The sequence below is a fragment of the Methylobacterium terrae genome (assembly GCF_003173755.1).
GTDB lineage: Bacteria > Pseudomonadota > Alphaproteobacteria > Rhizobiales > Beijerinckiaceae > Methylobacterium > Methylobacterium terrae.
On sequence record NZ_CP029553.1, the window covers coordinates 1,828,750 to 1,843,585 of the forward strand.

General features: G+C 71.6%; 17 protein-coding genes. 8 read left to right on the forward strand and 9 right to left on the reverse strand.

All coding sequences use genetic code 11. The annotated features are described in order from the left end of the window. Window positions 1-246 precede the first annotated feature (246 nt). The gene (locus tag DK419_RS08205; protein ID WP_109958645.1) at window positions 247-699 is read left to right on the forward strand and encodes a cupredoxin domain-containing protein; all 453 of its coding nucleotides are present in this window, start codon (window positions 247-249) and stop codon (window positions 697-699) included. Window positions 700-840: 141 nt separating this feature from the next. Here the strand turns inward: DK419_RS08205 and DK419_RS08210 are convergent, their stop codons facing one another. The 3 genes from DK419_RS08210 to DK419_RS08220 all read right to left on the reverse strand — a co-directional run bounded on the left by DK419_RS08210 (window position 841) and on the right by DK419_RS08220 (window position 3,850). After that, entirely contained in the window at window positions 841-2,031 is a 1,191-nt protein-coding gene (locus DK419_RS08210) for an ABC transporter permease (protein ID WP_109958646.1), read from the reverse strand. 25 nt (window positions 2,032-2,056) lie between these two features. Then, window positions 2,057-2,449: a DUF4112 domain-containing protein gene (locus DK419_RS08215; protein WP_109962192.1), complete on the reverse strand. Its 393-nt coding sequence runs from the start codon at window positions 2,447-2,449 to the stop codon at window positions 2,057-2,059. Between the two features lie 243 nt (window positions 2,450-2,692). Continuing rightward, window positions 2,693-3,850 carry an aminotransferase gene (locus tag DK419_RS08220; protein ID WP_109958647.1) on the reverse strand — a complete coding sequence of 386 codons (1,158 nt, stop codon included), beginning with the start codon at window positions 3,848-3,850 and terminating at the stop codon, window positions 2,693-2,695. A gap of 324 nt (window positions 3,851-4,174) precedes the next feature. Between DK419_RS08220 and DK419_RS08225 the strand changes: the two genes are divergently transcribed. The 3 genes from DK419_RS08225 (at window position 4,175) to DK419_RS08235 (ending at window position 6,141) form a co-directional block, all read left to right on the forward strand. After that, on the forward strand, window positions 4,175-4,666 hold the full coding sequence (locus DK419_RS08225; protein ID WP_109958648.1) for a DUF2721 domain-containing protein: 492 nt from the start codon (window positions 4,175-4,177) through the stop codon (window positions 4,664-4,666). Between the two features lie 67 nt (window positions 4,667-4,733). Continuing rightward, window positions 4,734-5,168: a PRC-barrel domain-containing protein gene (locus DK419_RS08230; RefSeq protein WP_109958649.1), complete on the forward strand. Its 435-nt coding sequence runs from the start codon at window positions 4,734-4,736 to the stop codon at window positions 5,166-5,168. A 7-nt stretch (window positions 5,169-5,175) separates the two neighbouring features. Continuing rightward, the gene (locus DK419_RS08235; RefSeq protein WP_109958650.1) at window positions 5,176-6,141 is read left to right on the forward strand and encodes a hypothetical protein; all 966 of its coding nucleotides are present in this window, start codon (window positions 5,176-5,178) and stop codon (window positions 6,139-6,141) included. A 38-nt stretch (window positions 6,142-6,179) separates the two neighbouring features. Here DK419_RS08235 and DK419_RS08240 read toward each other — a convergent pair whose 3' ends face one another. Then, window positions 6,180-6,548 carry a hypothetical protein gene (locus DK419_RS08240; protein ID WP_109958651.1) on the reverse strand — a complete coding sequence of 123 codons (369 nt, stop codon included), beginning with the start codon at window positions 6,546-6,548 and terminating at the stop codon, window positions 6,180-6,182. Window positions 6,549-6,717: 169 nt separating this feature from the next. Between DK419_RS08240 and DK419_RS08245 the strand changes: the two genes are divergently transcribed. Together DK419_RS08245 and DK419_RS08250 are read left to right on the forward strand one after the other, a co-directional pair. Further along, complete coding sequence (locus DK419_RS08245; protein WP_109958652.1) at window positions 6,718-7,392, forward strand: HAD family hydrolase; 675 nt, start codon at window positions 6,718-6,720, stop codon at window positions 7,390-7,392. A 78-nt stretch (window positions 7,393-7,470) separates the two neighbouring features. Then, window positions 7,471-8,607: an alpha/beta hydrolase gene (locus DK419_RS08250; RefSeq protein WP_425352642.1), complete on the forward strand. Its 1,137-nt coding sequence runs from the start codon at window positions 7,471-7,473 to the stop codon at window positions 8,605-8,607. Between the two features lie 319 nt (window positions 8,608-8,926). Here the strand turns inward: DK419_RS08250 and DK419_RS08255 are convergent, their stop codons facing one another. After that, window positions 8,927-9,244, reverse strand: coding sequence for a hypothetical protein (locus DK419_RS08255; protein ID WP_109958653.1), 318 nt, complete (start codon window positions 9,242-9,244; stop codon window positions 8,927-8,929). Between the two features lie 347 nt (window positions 9,245-9,591). Between DK419_RS08255 and cysS the strand changes: the two genes are divergently transcribed. Beyond that, on the forward strand, window positions 9,592-10,971 hold the full coding sequence (cysS, locus tag DK419_RS08260; RefSeq protein ID WP_109958654.1) for a cysteine--tRNA ligase: 1,380 nt from the start codon (window positions 9,592-9,594) through the stop codon (window positions 10,969-10,971). A 67-nt stretch (window positions 10,972-11,038) separates the two neighbouring features. On the opposite strand, the gene DK419_RS08265 is transcribed toward cysS, so the two are convergent. From DK419_RS08265 to DK419_RS08280, 4 genes are all read right to left on the reverse strand, one after another. After that, window positions 11,039-11,233 carry a DUF1737 domain-containing protein gene (locus DK419_RS08265; protein ID WP_109958655.1) on the reverse strand — a complete coding sequence of 65 codons (195 nt, stop codon included), beginning with the start codon at window positions 11,231-11,233 and terminating at the stop codon, window positions 11,039-11,041. Window positions 11,234-11,380: 147 nt separating this feature from the next. Then, window positions 11,381-11,746 (reverse strand): hypothetical protein, encoded by a 366-nt coding sequence (locus tag DK419_RS08270; protein WP_109958656.1) that lies wholly within the window; start codon window positions 11,744-11,746, stop codon window positions 11,381-11,383. 110 nt (window positions 11,747-11,856) lie between these two features. After that, entirely contained in the window at window positions 11,857-12,267 is a 411-nt protein-coding gene (locus DK419_RS08275) for a hypothetical protein (protein WP_109958657.1), read from the reverse strand. Between the two features lie 340 nt (window positions 12,268-12,607). Then, on the reverse strand, window positions 12,608-13,201 hold the full coding sequence (locus tag DK419_RS08280) for an LOG family protein (RefSeq protein ID WP_109962194.1): 594 nt from the start codon (window positions 13,199-13,201) through the stop codon (window positions 12,608-12,610). A 234-nt stretch (window positions 13,202-13,435) separates the two neighbouring features. Here DK419_RS08280 and DK419_RS08285 point away from each other — a divergent pair, with 234 nt between their 5' ends. Next, a complete protein-coding gene (locus DK419_RS08285; RefSeq protein ID WP_109958658.1) occupies window positions 13,436-14,836 on the forward strand; it encodes a LysM peptidoglycan-binding domain-containing protein in 1,401 nt (466 codons plus the stop codon).

A 14,836-nucleotide genomic window follows, 5' to 3' on the forward strand; every position in this document is an offset into this window, starting at 1 on the left:
CTGCAACGCAGCGCCGGCGCAATGGACGAAGCGCGGCAATTTCCACTTCATCCGGAGAGACTTCGTCTCCCGGAGGCGCCGTCCGGAGATATTTGTCGTCGCTTGCTCGCCCTGCGCGAGGGGACGGGCCCCGCGGCCGACCCCGGCGGGCATCGCGTCGCGGGCCGACCGGGACGCGCGAGGAAACATCGGGCGCAACCTGGCGTTCTGGCCTCGATCGTGTTCATCCCCTCCGAGAGGCAACCGATGACGTTCCCCGCCCGCACTGCCGCCGCCGCCCTCCTGCTGACCGCCCTGACCGGCGGGGCCCGCGCCGCCAACGACCTGCCGCCGCCCAAGACCGACGCGATGCCCCCGGTCGAGGTGACGATCACCGCCGAGAACGGCGTGCCGCGCTGCGCCCCCGCCGAGCTGCGCCTGCCGGCCCAGACCAACGTCGACCTTCACGTGACCAACCAGTCGAACGAGCAGATCTCGCTCACCGCGCCGCAGATCTTCCAGAACAAGAACGTGCTGCACCACGACGGCGACGTGGTCCACGTGGCGAGCAACGACGCCTACCTGATCAAGGCCAACGGCAAGGGCGAGATCCGCCTGCGCACCATCGCGCCGGGCGAGTACAAGTACGGCTGCACCGCCGTCTCGAAGCAGGACAAGCCGTTCGAGGGCAAGCTGACGCTGGTCGATCCGACGAAGTGAGGGGTCGGGGAGGCACGGAAGCTTTTCTCCCCGTTCCTCTCGCCCTCCTCGGTGATCCCGGGGCCGCGAAAGCGGAACCCGGGACGACCGAGGAGGGGTTCGGAGGCGCCGAGGAGATCCGACGGGCCCCTGAGGCCACCCTCACCGGAACGTCTTTCGCGGATCGAACGCGTCCCGCACCGCCTCGCCGGCGAAGATCAGGAGGCTCAAGGTCACGGCGATCACCGCGAAGCCGGTCAGCCCGAGCCACGGCGCCTGCAGGTTGGCTTTCCCTTGAGCCAGCATCTCGCCGAGCGACGGCGAGCCCGGCGGCAGGCCGAAGCCGAGGAAGTCGAGGGAGGTGAGCGTCGTGATCGAGCCGTTCAGCACGAAGGGCAGAAAGGTCAGCGTCGCCACCATGGCGTTCGGCAGGAGGTGGCGGAACATGATGCGGGCGTTCGAGAGCCCGAGCGCGCGGGCGGCGCGCACGTACTCGAAGTTGCGCGCGCGCAGGAACTCCGCCCGCACCACGCCGACCAGCGACACCCAGGAGAACAGGAGCAGGATCCCGAGCAGCACGAAGAAGCTCGGCGTGATGATCGACGAGATGATGATGAGCAGGTAGAGCGACGGGATCGCGGTCCAGATCTCGATCACCCGCTGGAACACGAGATCGACCCAGCCGCCGAAATAGCCCTGCACCGCGCCGGCGAGCACGCCGATGACGGACGAGACGATCGCCAGGGTGAGGCCGAACAGCACCGAGAGGCGGAAGCCGTAGAGCAGCCGGGCGACGACGTCGCGACCCTGGTCGTCGGTGCCGAGCCAGTTCCACTCGATGTCGCGGCAGGTCGCGCCGCCGGTCTTCTCCGCCACCGTCTTGCACTGCGCGTCGGTGAGGAGCCAGGTCGGCGGGGCGGGGGCCGGCACCGGCAGGTCGAGGTTGTGGGTGTTGTAGGAGAAGCGGATCGGCGGCCAGACCGCCCAGCCGTTCTGGGCGATCTCCTTGGCGATCACCGGGTCGCGGTAGTCGGTGCGGGCGAGGAAGCCGCCGAACGTCTCCTCCGGATAGTCGACGACGATCGGGAACAGAATCTCCCCTTTGTAGGAGACGACGATCGGCCGGTCGTTGGCGATGAACTCGGCGAAGAGGCTCGTGACGAAGAGCAGGCAGAACAGCACGAACGACCAGTAGCCGCGGCGGTTCGCCTTGAAGTTCGCGAGCCGCCGGCGGTTGAGCGGCGACAGCCGTCCGGTCCCGGCGGGACCCGGAAGCGGCAGGCTCACCGGACCCGCCGCCGGGGAGGTGACGGGGACCGCGTCGAGTTCCGGCGTCGGGGGGCGCTGGTTCATGCGGCGTCCCCCGGTCGGGCGGTCGTCAGTCGAGGCGCGTGGCGGTGACGTCGATCACACTGGGCTTCAGCGCTCCGCTGCGCTCCAGGTGGCGGCGCAGCAACTGCACGTTGCGGCGGTTGGCCTTGAAGGCGGCGTCGAACAGGTCGCCGACCAGCGGCACCGCACCGACCACGCCGTCGATCGCCACGTTCGCCGCCATCCGGGCGATCAGCCAGCGCGGCGCGCCGAGGCGCCGGGCCTCCCAGACGATGTATGACGAGATCGCCGTGGTGACCACGTCGCCGATCACCGGGATCAGGCCGACGATCGCGTCGAGGCCGATGCGCCGGTTGCCCGGCAGCAGGATCGCGGTGTCGAGGACGTGCGCCAGCAGGTCGAGCCGCGCCATCACCTGCTCGGGAGTCGAGCCGGCCATCGCCTGGCCGGCCTTGGCGCGAAGGCCGAGCGTGTCGTCCTGCGAGAAGCGGGAGTCGTTGAACCCGTTCCCTTTGAACTCGTTCCCTTTGAACTCGTTCCCTTGCCCGAACGCCCCGGCCCCGAAGGGCGGGACGCGGCCGGCCGTCTGCGAAGAGGTCATCCCGGGGCTCCGGAGCGGGTGCGTGGTGCTCATGCTCCAGGATGTGGCCCCGCCCCCCCGGTCCGACAAGGAGGCGCCGCATCAGGCGGCGCGCCCGGGCGCGAGGCCGCCGAGGCGCTCGAGGGCGCGGTCCAGGGTGTCGTCGCGCTTGGCGAAGCAGAACCGCACGATGGTGCGCACCGGCCGGTGGGCGTAGAAGGCGCTCACGGGAATCGCCGCGACGCCGTGCCGGCGCACCAGCCGCTCGCAGAAGGCGACGTCGTCGCCTTCGCCCAAGGGGGCGATGTCGACGTTGAGGAAGTAGGTGCCGGCGGAAGGCAGCACGCTGAAGCCGAGATCGGTCAGGCCTGACGCGAAGCGGTCGCGCGCCCGGGCGAACGCGGCGCGCATCCCCTCGTAATAGGCGTCGTCCTTCGCGAGGCCGTAGGCCACCGCCGCCTGGAGGTTCGGCGGCGTGGTGAAGGTGAGGAACTGGTGCGCCTTGGCGAGCCCCCGCATCAGGTGAGGCGGCGCCATGACGAAGCCGACCTTCCAGCCGGTGAGGGAGAAGATCTTGCCGGCCGAGCCGATCTTCACCGTGCGCTCGCGCATGCCGGGGAACGCCATCAGCGGCGTGTGGCGGCGGCCGTCGAAGACGACGTGCTCCCAGACCTCGTCGCAGAGCGCCACGGCGTCGAAGCGCCGGCAGAAGCCGGCGAGCAGCGCCAGGTCCTCGTCGGGAAAGATCGTGGCGGAGGGGTTGAGCGGGTTGTTGAGCAGCACGACCTTCGTGCGCGGCGAGAAGGCGGCGGCCAGCGCCTCTTCGGTCAGCCGGAAGTGCGGCGGGGTCAGGGTGACGAAGCGCGGCACGCCGCCGGCCCGGCGCACCAGCGGCAGGTAGGCGTCGTACATCGGCTCGAACAGCACGACCTCGTCGCCGGGCTCGATCAGGGCCATCAAGGCGCCGGCCAGCGCCTCGGTGGCGCCCGAGGTCACCATCACCTCGGTGTCGGGATCGAGGTCGAGCCCCTGCCACCGGGCGTAGTGCGCGGCGATGCTCCGGCGCAGTTCCGGCAGGCCCATCATCGGCGGGTACTGGTTCCAGCCCTCCACCACCGCCTCGGCGGCCTTGGCGCGCACGTCGGCCGGGCCCGGATCGTCCGGGAAGCCCTGGCCGAGATTCACGGCGCCGGTCTCCCGGGCGAGCGCCGACATCACCTCGAACACGGTGGTCGGCAGGTCGGCGAAGATGGGGTTCATGCGGGAACGCGGGTTCGAGGGCGGATCGGCGCCTCGCTACCACGCCGGGGAGCCGGACGGAACCGAGCCGGCCTGCCGGCCGCGGCGCGGCCCGGAAGTCCACCCGGGAGCCGGTCGACGCAGGTCGACGGGAAATCTGGGCGACGGGGCGGGCGGCGGCGGCCCGTGAGCGCGACCGGTGCCGTGACGCCGTTGGCGCGCGACACCCTATATCGGGACGGGCGCGGGTTCCGGCACGCCTCGACGGCGGGCCGGGACGATCCGCACCCCTCGAAGCCCCGCGCGGTGCGGCGCCGACCGCCCCACGCCCGCCCCGATCACGGAATGCTTCCCTCCACCGATCCGTCCCAGGTCGATTCGACCGCCCACATCATCCAAGTGGCGCTGACGCCGGTCTTCCTGCTCTCCGGCATCGCGACGCTGCTCAACGTCTTCTCGACCCGCCACGCCCGCATCGCCGACCAGGTCGAGAAGCTCTCCGACCGCATCGCCGAGCGGCCCGGCGACCGGGCGAAGCTGCGCGACCTGCGCCGGCGCAGCCTCGCCCTCGACGTGGCGGTGGTGATCGCGGCGCTGGGCGGGGTCGCGATCTGCGGCGCGGTGCTGACGCTGTTCCTCGGCACCCTGCGCGACGCCGCGGTGGCGAGCGTGCTGTTCCTGCTGTTCGGCGCCGCGATCGTCTGCACCCTCGCCTCGCTGACCGCCTTCGCGGCCGAGATGATGCTGGCGAGCCGCACCGTGCGGACCGAGGTCGACGAGCAGCAGCAGGAGTCGCGCGAGCAAGAGGCGGCCGGGGAGGACGCCGCGGCGCGCTGAGCGCGGAACCGTCGCCGGGCCGGTCGGTTCCCGGAGGAGAGCCCTTCCCTCTCACCCCGGAGGCCGCATGCCGACCGAACTTCCCAACGAGCGCCCCTTGCGCGAGCCGGGCACGATGGAACTCGATCCGTCGGGCGACGGCATCGCCCTCGACGAGACCCGCCGGCTGATCGCCTCGAACAAGGTCGAGGGCACCGCGGTCTACGACCGCAAGGGCGAGCATCTCGGCAGCGTCTACAACTTCATGGTCGACAAGGTGTCGGGGCAGGTCGCCTACGCGGTCCTGTCCTTCGGCGGCTTCCTCGGCTTCGGCGAGAGCCACCACCCGGTGCCGTGGAAGGCCCTGACCTACGACGTGCGGCTCGGCGGCTACGTCATCGACATCGACGCCGGCACCCTCGCGGAGGCGCCGCGGCACGGCCCGGGCGAGGATCCGTTCGCCGATCCGGCCTACGGCGGGCGCCTCGACGACTATTACGGCGGCCGCGCCCCGACGATCTGAGGCGGAGATGGGCGAGGCGGAGCAGGACGCACCCGGGGTGGCGGCGGCGCCGGCCGGCGAGGTCGCCCGCGGGGCCGGCTTCGCGGTGGCGCCCGGCACCGCCAAGCGCCCGGGCGTGCTGGTGGCGATGCCGTTCGACCGCGCCCTGCTCGCCCGCTTCAAGGAAAATTTTCCGACCGCCCGCTGGCGGCGCAAGCTGCGGCGCTGGTTCGTGCCCGGCACCACCGCCGAGCAGCGGGCGGATGCCTGGATCGCCCGGGAGATCTCGGCGCTGGACGCCTACGGCGACGACAAGGGCCGCGACGCCTACGCCTTCGAGCCCCTGGAGAGCCCCTATCTCGAGGCCGGCCGCGACGCGCTCGTGGTCCGCACCCCCTACTCGCGCACGGTCGTGGACAGCTTGCGGGGAATCCCGTTCGCCGCCTGGGCGCCGGAGATCCGGGCCTGGCGGGTGCCCTGGCGCTCCTACGAGGCGCTGAAGGAGGTCTGGGCGGTGATCGAGGAGGCGGCGCGGCTGAGCGAGCCGGCGGCGCGGCGGGCCCGGCGCGAGGCCGCCCGCAACCCCGCCGCCGAGGCGGAGCGCCGGCGCCGGCGCCACCCGGTGCCGCGCGGCGATCCCCCGCCGCTCGGGGCGGCGGTGGAGGTGGCCGACGCCGGGATCGTGGTGTTCGAGGCCCTCGACGACGCCCCGATCGCCGAGACCGAGGCGCTGGCGCACTATCCCGGCATCACCGCACCGGGGCCGCTGGTCTGGGGCTGGTGGCGCATCCCGACCTTCTCGGAGATCGCCGAGGCGGTGCCGGCGGCAGCCCCCGACGCCCCCGGACGCGGCTGGTGGCCGGCGACCCGCGCCGGCCTGGAGGAGCGCCTGCGGCGCCTGCGCGAGACCGCCCGGGCGCAGGAGACCCGCGCCGGGAAGGCGCGCGCGAAGCGCGCCGCGGAGGCCGAGCCGCGCGGACCCGGCGCCGCCTAGACATCGCCGTTCGGAGCTTGCGGCTCAGACCTTGCGGCTCAGAACTTGCCGCCGAGCCCGACCGTGCCGCCCGATCCGATCGAGGGCGACATGCCGCCGCTGCCGCTGCCGCTCGCGCCGCCCTCGCCCTCGATCTCCTCGCGGCGGATGCGCCGGGGCGCGGCGCTCAGGGTGTCGCTGCCGCGGGTGCTCGACGGGACGTTGAGGCGGCGGGTCGGCTCGGTCGCCGCCTGGGCGAGGTCGCCGTTGCTGCGGGCCGGCAGCTTCACGTCGCCGCGCAGGGAGGGCGGCGGGCCGACATCGCCCGCCGGGAGCACGCCGCCGACCTGGCCGAGGGGATTTTGGATGCAGCCGCCCGCGAGCGCGGCCACGGCCACGACGAGGCAGGCTCTGGACAGGACGGACATCGGCATTTTCCACGCTTTCACGAAGACCGCCCCGCCTGCCGGCGGGGAACGGCGTTGATGAACCTCTAACGGCCAAGGCGCCCGAAGGCCAGCCGCGCGGCCCACCGCGCGGGGAACCCCGGCGCTTTGGCCGGCTTTCGTGCCTGGCTGCAACAGACGAGGCCCCGCCATGATCCGCAACCTGATCTTCGACATCGACGGGACCCTGCTCGACAGCGTCGACCTGCACGCCGCGGCCTGGGCGGAGGCCTTCCGGGCCTTCGGCATCGACGTGCCGGAAGGCGAGATCCGCAGCCAGATCGGCAAGGGCGGCGACCAGCTGATGCCGGTCTTCGTCCCCCGGGACCGCCTGGAGCGCGAGGGCGAGGCGATCGAGACCTTCCGCTCGGACCTGTTCAAGCGCGAGTACCTGTCGAAGGTCAGGCCGCTCCCCGGGGTGCGGGCGCTGTTCGAGCGGCTGAAGGCGGAAGGGCACGTGCTGGCGCTGGCCTCCTCCGGCAAGGCCGAGGAGGTCGAGCGCTACCAGGAGATCGCCGGCATCCGCGACCTCGTCGACGTCGCGACCAATTCCGACGAGGCCGAGCGCTCGAAGCCGCATCCCGACATCTTCGAGGCGGCGCTCGCCCGGCTCGGCCACCCGCCCCGGGGCCAGGCGGTGGTGATCGGCGATTCGCCCTACGACGCCGAGGCCGCCGTCAAGGCCGGGCTGCCGGTGATCGGCGTCCTGTGCGGCGGCTTTCCCGAGGCGGGCCTGAGCGAGGCCGGCTGCGGCGCGATCTACCGCGACCCCCAGGACCTCCTCGACGGCTACGACAGCTCGCCCCTGCGGCGCGGCCTTCCGTAAGCCGACGGCGGCGTCTTGCCGGATGACGGGCGGCGTGCGAATCGTGCGGGGATTCTCAGCGATCAGGATGACCGTCCCGTGCCCGGCCAGCACCGCTTCGCCGCCCTGCTCCTGGCCGCCGCGCTGCCGGCGACCGCCCTCGCGCAGCAGACGGCGCCCCCGAATGCCGACGCCTCGGACTTCGCCCGCCTCGAAGCGGCCCAGAACGCCGCCAACGCCAAGCCCGGGCCCCGCACCGTGCCGGGCCGGCGCATCCCGGTGCCGGAGACGGTCAGCCCCGAATTCCAGGCGGCGATCGCCGCGCCCTACCGCACCCCGGCCTGGAACGCCGATCCGGGCAGCGCGGCGGAATGGAAGGCGCTCGTCGCCAAGCTCGCGGCCCAGACCGCCGCGCCCCTGCCGGCCCTGCGCGAGCGCCTCGGCGTCGTCTCGACCCCGGAGGTGATCGGCGGCGTCAAGGCCTGGATCATCGCCCCCAAGGAGGTGCCGGAGCGCAACCGGCACCGGCTGCTGGTCCACATCCACGGCGGCGGCTACGTCTACAATCCGGGCGAGGCCGGCACGCTCGAAGCGGTGCTGATGGCGGCCTTCGGCGGCTTCACGGTGATCTCGTTCGACTACCGCATGCCGCCCGACGCGCCCTACCCGTCCGCGATGGACGACGCCATGGCGGTGTGGAAGGCGGCGCTCGCCCTGCAGCCGGCCGAGAACATGGCGGTGTTCGGCACCTCGACCGGCGGCGGAATGACGCTGGCGCTGATGCTGCGGGCCCGTCGCGAGGGCGTGCCGCTCCCGGCCGCCATCGCCCCCGGGACCCCGTGGTCCGACCTGACCGAGACCGGCGACAGCTACAAGGCCAACGAGTGGCTGGACAACGTGCTGGTCTCCTACGACGGGTACCTCACCCGGGCAGCGACGCTCTACGCCGCCGGCCACGACCTGCGCGACCCCCAGCTCTCGCCGATCTACGGCGACCTGCGCGGCCTGCCGCCCACCATCCTCACCACCGGCACCCGCGACCTCTTCCTGTCGAACACCGTGCGCACCCACCGCAAGCTGCGCCAGGCCGGGGTCGAGGCCTCGCTCCAGGTGTTCGAAGGCATGAGCCACGCCCAGTACCTGTTCAACCCGGACGCACCGGAGACCCGCGAGGCCTTCGCGGAGATCGCGGGCTTCCTCGACAAGCACCTGGGGATTGCGGCGAAGAAGCCGTGAGGGCGCAAGCGCCTGTTCGACCCGAACTCTCGGATCCGAGACCTTATCTGGTCAACCCGGGGCCGCGATAGCGGAGACCGGGGTGCCGGGAGGCACGCCCGGAACCGCCGGAGGTGCAGGAAAAAGCGAACAGCGTTCCACTTCTTCCTGGACCAACCGAGCGTCTGGTTTCCGGGCTCCGCTTCGCGGCCCCGGAATCACGCACAGGTCGCCAAGTGCGTCGGGAGAAGGCAAGTGCGTCGGGAGAAGGAATGACAGACCGACCTCGAGCGAGGACGTCGCGGACGCGCTCTGCGCGCGGCCGCTTCCCCGCGGAACGTCAATCCCGGCAGGTGATCCGGATCGGGCGGTCGGAGGTCTTCACGGCCGGGGCCGCCTCGATCGCGCCGGTATACTCGTCCTGGGCGGCGATGCCGTAGGAGGCCGACTTGGCGTAGCCCTGCGACTCGCACCAGGCATCCGCCACCACCTGCCCGCACTCGCCGCCGGTGGTCAGGCACTCGGCGACACCGTAGCCGTCGCTGGAGGGGATCAGGAAGGTCTTCTCCACGCCGGCCGCCTGCGACGCGGCCAGCGCCGGCACGGCGGCGGAGACCAGGACACCGAGGACGCTGAGGACGGCGAGGGTGCGACGCATGGGGCAAACCTTCTGATCGGAGCCGTCGGCATCCGGCTCCGGCCCGACACTGGGCGTGGGTGGTAAACAATCTCTCTACGCATCGTGTGCGTGCACCGATTACGCAGGGTCCGGCGGGGGCTTGGCGCCCGCGGTGCCTGGCGTCTCGAATTGCTCGCGGAATTGGGCTAACCCAGATCGGTCCTCCGCGGCGTCTCACCCGTGCAACAGGCGGCGCTCCCGTCGCCCGCGCCCGGCGCGCCCGGGGATCGGCTTGGCCGGGCCCGAAGCCCGTCCCGGCAACGACTTAGAACCTCGGCCGGAGCGCCCGACGGCGACCCGGCCCGACCTCCTCCCGCAGGTGTTTCATGGCCTCGCTGTTGCGCCTCTACAACACGCTCTCCCGGGCCAAGGAGCCGCTCCGGCCGATCGATTCGGGCAGGGTGCGGATGTATGCCTGCGGCCCGACCGTCTACGACGCCGCCCATATCGGCAACGCCCGGCCGCTGATCGTCTTCGACCTCCTGTTCCGGCTCCTGCGCCACCTCTACGGGGCGGAGGCGGTCACCTATGCCCGCAACGTCACGGACGTCGACGACAAGATCAACGCGCGGGCGGCCGAGCGCGGCATCACCATCCGCGAGCTGACCGACGGGACGCTGGCGCAGTTCCACGACGACATCCGCCGCCTCGGCATCCTGATGCCCGGGGACGTGAACGTGCCGGGCAAAGCCCCGGCGATGATCGAGCCGCGGGCGACCGACCACATCCTCGAGATGACGGCGCTGATCGACCGGCTGGTGGCCGCCGGCCACGCCTACGTCGCCGAGGACCACGTGCTGTTCGACGTGCCCTCGATGCCCGATTACGGCGCGCTGTCGCGCCGCCCCCTCGACGAGATGGAGGCCGGCGCCCGGGTCGACGTGGCGCCCTACAAGCGCTCGCCCCTCGATTTCGTGCTGTGGAAGCCCTCGAAGCCGGCCGAGCCGTCCTGGCCCTCGCCCGGCGGGATCGCGGTCCCGGGGCGGCCGGGCTGGCACATCGAGTGCTCGGCGATGGCCTGGAAGCACCTCGGCGAGACCTTCGACATCCATGCCGGCGGCATCGACCTGGTGTTCCCCCACCACGAGAACGAGGTGGCCCAGTCGCGCTGCTGCTTCGACACGCCGGTGATGGCGAACATCTGGCTCCACAACGGCTTCCTGCAGGTCGAGGGGGACAAGATGTCGAAGTCCCTCGGCAACTTCGTCACCCTACGCGAGGTGCTGGCGGACTGGCCGGGCGAGGTCGTGCGCCTCGCCATGCTGCGCACCCATTACCGCCAGCCGATCGACTGGACCCTGCGCGGCCTGGAGGAGGCGAGCCGCACCCTGGAGCGCTGGTACGAGGCCGCCGGCGACGCCGCCCCGGGCCCCGCGCCGGAGGCGGTGCTCGCGCCGCTCCTCGACGACCTCAACACCCCGGCGGCGCTCGGCGAGGTGCACCGCCTCGACGATCCGGCCCTGCTCAGGGCCGGCGCCGGCCTGCTCGGGCTGCTCGGCCGGACCAAGACCGAGCGCGACCGCGCCGCGGTGGCGGCCTCCGGCGTCGACGCGGCGGCGGTGGAAGGGCTGATCGCCGAGCGCAAAGCGGCGCGCGCCCGCAAGGACTGGGCCGAATCCGACCGCCTCCGCGGCGCGCTCGCGGCGCTCGGGGTGACCGTGAAGGACAACAAGGACGGGACGACGACCTGGACGGTGAACCCGTAGGGAGGCGCCGACGCCGGTGATGTTCGCCGGTTCGGCCGAGGGGCGGCACGCCGCCTCTCGGCCGCCCCTACTCCACGACGACCGACGGCCAGACCACCGCCTGCGCCACGATCACGTCCGTGCCGTTGAAGGTGCAGGAGGGCGAGCCGTAGAGACGGTAGCCCAGCGCCAAGGCCTCCGAGATCCGGCGGCAGAAATTGGCGTCGTCCTTACCGGTGATCAGGCGGTAGGGGAGCATGTCGTTCGGGGGCTTGGTGTCCAAGATCGGGTCCTCGCGATCCGCGGGCGTTGATGTGCCCTGCGTCGTGACAGTCCCGTGCTGTCATCACAAGAGCGACCGAACGCGGTCGGGGGTTAGGCCACCGTCCGCGTCGACCCCGCGCATGGACTCACCTCGCCGGTGGCCGTCCTACCTGTGCGCGTTCGGCCAGATGGCGAGCACCGTCGGGAGCGCGGCGATCCTGCCCAGTTCCTTGCCCGTCGCCTCCAGGATGAAGGAACGGGACGAGGCCAGGAACTTGCCGGGCTGGCGCCCGAGCGCATCCGTCAGGGCGTGGCGGATCTCGGCGAGCCGCGCCTCCAGGGCCGTGCCGGAGGTGGGCGACGGCAGGATGCTGATCCGGGTCGGTTGCGCGCCGAAGCGGTTGCCGCCCGAGACGGCGACCTGCGGCACCGGCAGATCGACCTCGACGATCACGGTCGTCGGCTCGACATCGGCCTGCCGGGCGTGATCGCGCAGCTCGTCGGAGCGGATCTTGCGCAGGGCGGCTGGCATTGCCTCGAACTCATCTCCATCTGTGTTTCCGTCGAAAATGCAATCCGCGCCCCGTACGTTCTTGCTCCCAATCCATGAAAAAACCTTGAGCCACGGCCTGGTTCCGTCCGTCAATAGCCGAGGTCCTTGGCAAAGCCGATCGCCCGCAGGACATCGAGGCGGCCGAATCCGAAACGATGATCCTGCCCTGCCTCACCGAGTTCTTCGGCTGAACCGGTCAGGAGATCTTGAATGACGAAAGCTCGTTCGTGGAGTTTGACGCTATCCTTGATATTGGTGGCGCTCAGCAGAAGTGGAAGGACATCCCGCGGGGAGGTCGAGAGGCTGCGCCTCTGAAGGGCCTGCGCGACCGTCGTCACCAGTTGCTGGTCGTGGATGTCCGGCAGTCCTGCCTTGATGATGACTTCGTGAACCTCCTCGTCGCTGTTCCGACGAACGAAGTCGATCTGGTCCCTGACATAAGCGCGCCGATCGGAATCCCTTGCCAATTGCTCCTTCCGCCGCGCGCCCTGCCGATCCATCGACGGGTCAGATCTCCTGACTGCCTGTCATAGGATCGGTCATTGCGGAAAGTCCAGGGATTTTCCAGTGAAAATGTCTTTTCTGAATTTATGTATATTGCCGGTATCCGTAAATTAAAAAATCTTATCCAGAATATTACATTCGCAATTACAGAGTCCAAGGCGGCGACAGCCTGATGAGCCAATATTTCCAAGTATTAAATCTGATATTCTTTGACGTCTTTTCTCCCCGGATCTTCGCGCGAAACCTGCGCTTTGGATGCACGGCGAGGCGACCGGATCGCCGGGTTCGCCTCGCCGTGCATCGACGGTCCCGGGATCCGGGACGCCGGGCGGTTCCTCAGAACTTCTCGTCGATCAGCGCTTCCGCCTCCGGCCGCGGCTCCGATCGCCGGATCGCCGCGCGCAGCATCGGCACGACCTGCTCGGGGTCTTCCGCGACGAGGTAGCTGAGGTCGAGCCCCTCGCGGATGAATCCGGTGCGGCGCATGTGGTCGAGGAGGCCGAGGAAGGGCGCCCAGAAATCCGCCACCGAGAGCAGCAGGATCGGCTTGGCGTGCTGGCCGAGCTGCGACCAGGTCATCTGCTCGACCAGTTCCTCCAGGGTGCCGATGCCGCCCGGCATCGCCACGAAGGCGTCCGAGCGGTCGAACATCAGCTTCTTGCGGGTGTGCATGTCGGAGACCACGACCGTCTCCTGCACGTCGTCGAGCATGCGCTCGCGCGACTTCAGGAAGTCCGGGATGATACCGGTGACGTGGCCGCCATGGTCGAGCACCGCCCGCGCCACCGTGCCCATCAGCCCGACATTGCCGCCGCCATAGACCAGGGCGATGCCGGCCTCCGCCAGGTGGCGGCCGAGCGCCCGCGCCGCCGCCTCGAAGACCGGATCGGTGCCGAACCCCGAGCCGCAATACACGCAAACCGTCCGCATCGAGTCTCCGCACCGTTCGCGGCCGAAGCCGGCCATCCCGATTACTGCCTTGCGGTACGCAAGTTTCCGGCCGAACCGCGCGATTCGCGCCGCGTGGTCTCGCCCCGCCAGTCCTGTTAATATGAGGGCGATGGCGCGGGCGTGTCGACCGGAGGCGAAAGGTCGCGCGGCCTCGGACGACGCCGGGAGACGCCATCGTATCCGGGGGGACCCCGTGAGCGGGAGTGTTGCGCCATGACGACCGAGTTGCGGACGTCCGAGCTGCGCAGGGGCATCGTCCTCGCGGCCGTCGGCCTCGTCGCCGGGTTCGTGCTCATCGGCGTCGCGGCGAGCGGTACGCGCCTGTTCTCGCTGGCCGCGCCGGACGCCCCGCCATCCGAGACCGCCCCGACGCCGCTCGCCGCCCTGCCGGCCGGGCCCGGAGCCTCGCCGGCCAAGCCCGGAGCCCTGACGACGGGGCCCGAGGCCGCGCCGGTCACGTCCAGGCCGCAGGCCGCGGGCGACGCGCCGTCCTTCGACGTCGTCCGGGTCGAGCCCGACGGGGCGAGCGTCGTCGCCGGGCGCAGCCGCCCGGGCGCCGAGGTCGAGCTGCTGCGCGACGGCCAGCCCTTCGCCCGCACCACGGCCGATGCCGCCGGCAACTTCGCCCTGGTGCCGCCGACGCTGCCGCCGGGCAGCCACGAGATCACCCTGCGCAGCACCGCGCCCGACGGCACCGTCGCGACCGGGCGGGCGAGCGCCGTGGTGGTGGTGGCGCAGGACCGCCGCGCCAAGCCCCTCGTCGCCGTGACGGCCCCCGGCCAGCCGACCGCGGTGCTCTCGCTGCCGGAGACCGCCAGACCGCCGGAGGCCGGCAAACTTGCGGAGGCCGCCAAGCTTGCGGAAGCCGCCAAGCCGGCCGAGTCCGGCCGCACCGCGCCCGCGTCCCCCGCGCCGCCGGTCAAGGTCGTCGGCGTCGATGCCGAGCCGGGCGGGCGGCTCTACGTCACCGCGCAGGGCGCCCCGAGGGCCGACCTTCGCCTCTACCTCAACGACACGCTCGTGGCCCCCGGCCGGGCGGCGCCGGACGGCCGCATCGCCTTCACGATCGGCAGCGGGGTCAAGCCCGGCGACTACCGGGTGCGGATCGACCAGGTCGATCCCGCCTCCGGCGCGGTCAAGGCCCGCGCCGAGACCGCCTTCGCCGTGCCGCCGACCCTCGAGCGGCCGGCGCCCGCCGAGGCGTCGGGCCGCCTCGCCCGCCAGTCCCCGCCGACGCCCGCGGGGGCTCCGTCCCCGGCCGTTCCTCCGGGGGCTGCGACGGCGGCCGCCCCGGAGGCCGCGCGGGCGCCGGGTGCGCAGGCGCTCCTCGCCCCCGCCGACCGGCCTTCCGCCGACCACGCCGCCGCCGACCACGCCGCCGCCGATCCCGGCGCGGTGTTCGTGCCCGGCATCAGCACCGCGAAGGTCATCCGCGGCGACAACCTGTGGAGCATCAGCCGTCGGGCCTACGGCCGCGGCCTGCGCTATACGGTGATCTTCGACGCCAACCAGGGCCAGATCCGCGATCCGAACCGCATCTATCCCGGCCAGGTCTTCGTGCTGCCCGGCGAGGCGTCGCAGGGACAGCGGCAGATGCCCGAGAGCCCGGGCTGA

What these genes read in the sequence shown, in the direction of transcription:
- DK419_RS08240 (WP_109958651.1), bottom strand. Translation starts at nt 6,548, where the DNA reads ATGTCCGTCCTGTCCAGAGCCTGCCTCGTCGTGGCCGTGGCCGCGCTC.
- DK419_RS08270 (WP_109958656.1), bottom strand. Translation starts at nt 11,746, where the DNA reads ATGCCAGCCGCCCTGCGCAAGATCCGCTCCGACGAGCTGCGCGATCAC.
- DK419_RS08245 (WP_109958652.1), top strand. Translation starts at nt 6,718, where the DNA reads ATGATCCGCAACCTGATCTTCGACATCGACGGGACCCTGCTCGACAGC.
- DK419_RS08215 (WP_109962192.1), bottom strand. Translation starts at nt 2,449, where the DNA reads ATGGCCGGCTCGACTCCCGAGCAGGTGATGGCGCGGCTCGACCTGCTG.
- DK419_RS08255 (WP_109958653.1), bottom strand. Translation starts at nt 9,244, where the DNA reads ATGCGTCGCACCCTCGCCGTCCTCAGCGTCCTCGGTGTCCTGGTCTCC.
- DK419_RS08220 (WP_109958647.1), bottom strand. Translation starts at nt 3,850, where the DNA reads ATGAACCCCATCTTCGCCGACCTGCCGACCACCGTGTTCGAGGTGATG.
- DK419_RS08285 (WP_109958658.1), top strand. Translation starts at nt 13,436, where the DNA reads ATGACGACCGAGTTGCGGACGTCCGAGCTGCGCAGGGGCATCGTCCTC.
- DK419_RS08280 (WP_109962194.1), bottom strand. Translation starts at nt 13,201, where the DNA reads ATGCGGACGGTTTGCGTGTATTGCGGCTCGGGGTTCGGCACCGATCCG.
- DK419_RS08210 (WP_109958646.1), bottom strand. Translation starts at nt 2,031, where the DNA reads ATGAACCAGCGCCCCCCGACGCCGGAACTCGACGCGGTCCCCGTCACC.
- DK419_RS08235 (WP_109958650.1), top strand. Translation starts at nt 5,176, where the DNA reads ATGGGCGAGGCGGAGCAGGACGCACCCGGGGTGGCGGCGGCGCCGGCC.
- DK419_RS08275 (WP_109958657.1), bottom strand. Translation starts at nt 12,267, where the DNA reads ATGGATCGGCAGGGCGCGCGGCGGAAGGAGCAATTGGCAAGGGATTCC.
- DK419_RS08205 (WP_109958645.1), top strand. Translation starts at nt 247, where the DNA reads ATGACGTTCCCCGCCCGCACTGCCGCCGCCGCCCTCCTGCTGACCGCC.
- DK419_RS08230 (WP_109958649.1), top strand. Translation starts at nt 4,734, where the DNA reads ATGCCGACCGAACTTCCCAACGAGCGCCCCTTGCGCGAGCCGGGCACG.
- DK419_RS08225 (WP_109958648.1), top strand. Translation starts at nt 4,175, where the DNA reads ATGCTTCCCTCCACCGATCCGTCCCAGGTCGATTCGACCGCCCACATC.
- cysS (WP_109958654.1), top strand. Translation starts at nt 9,592, where the DNA reads ATGGCCTCGCTGTTGCGCCTCTACAACACGCTCTCCCGGGCCAAGGAG.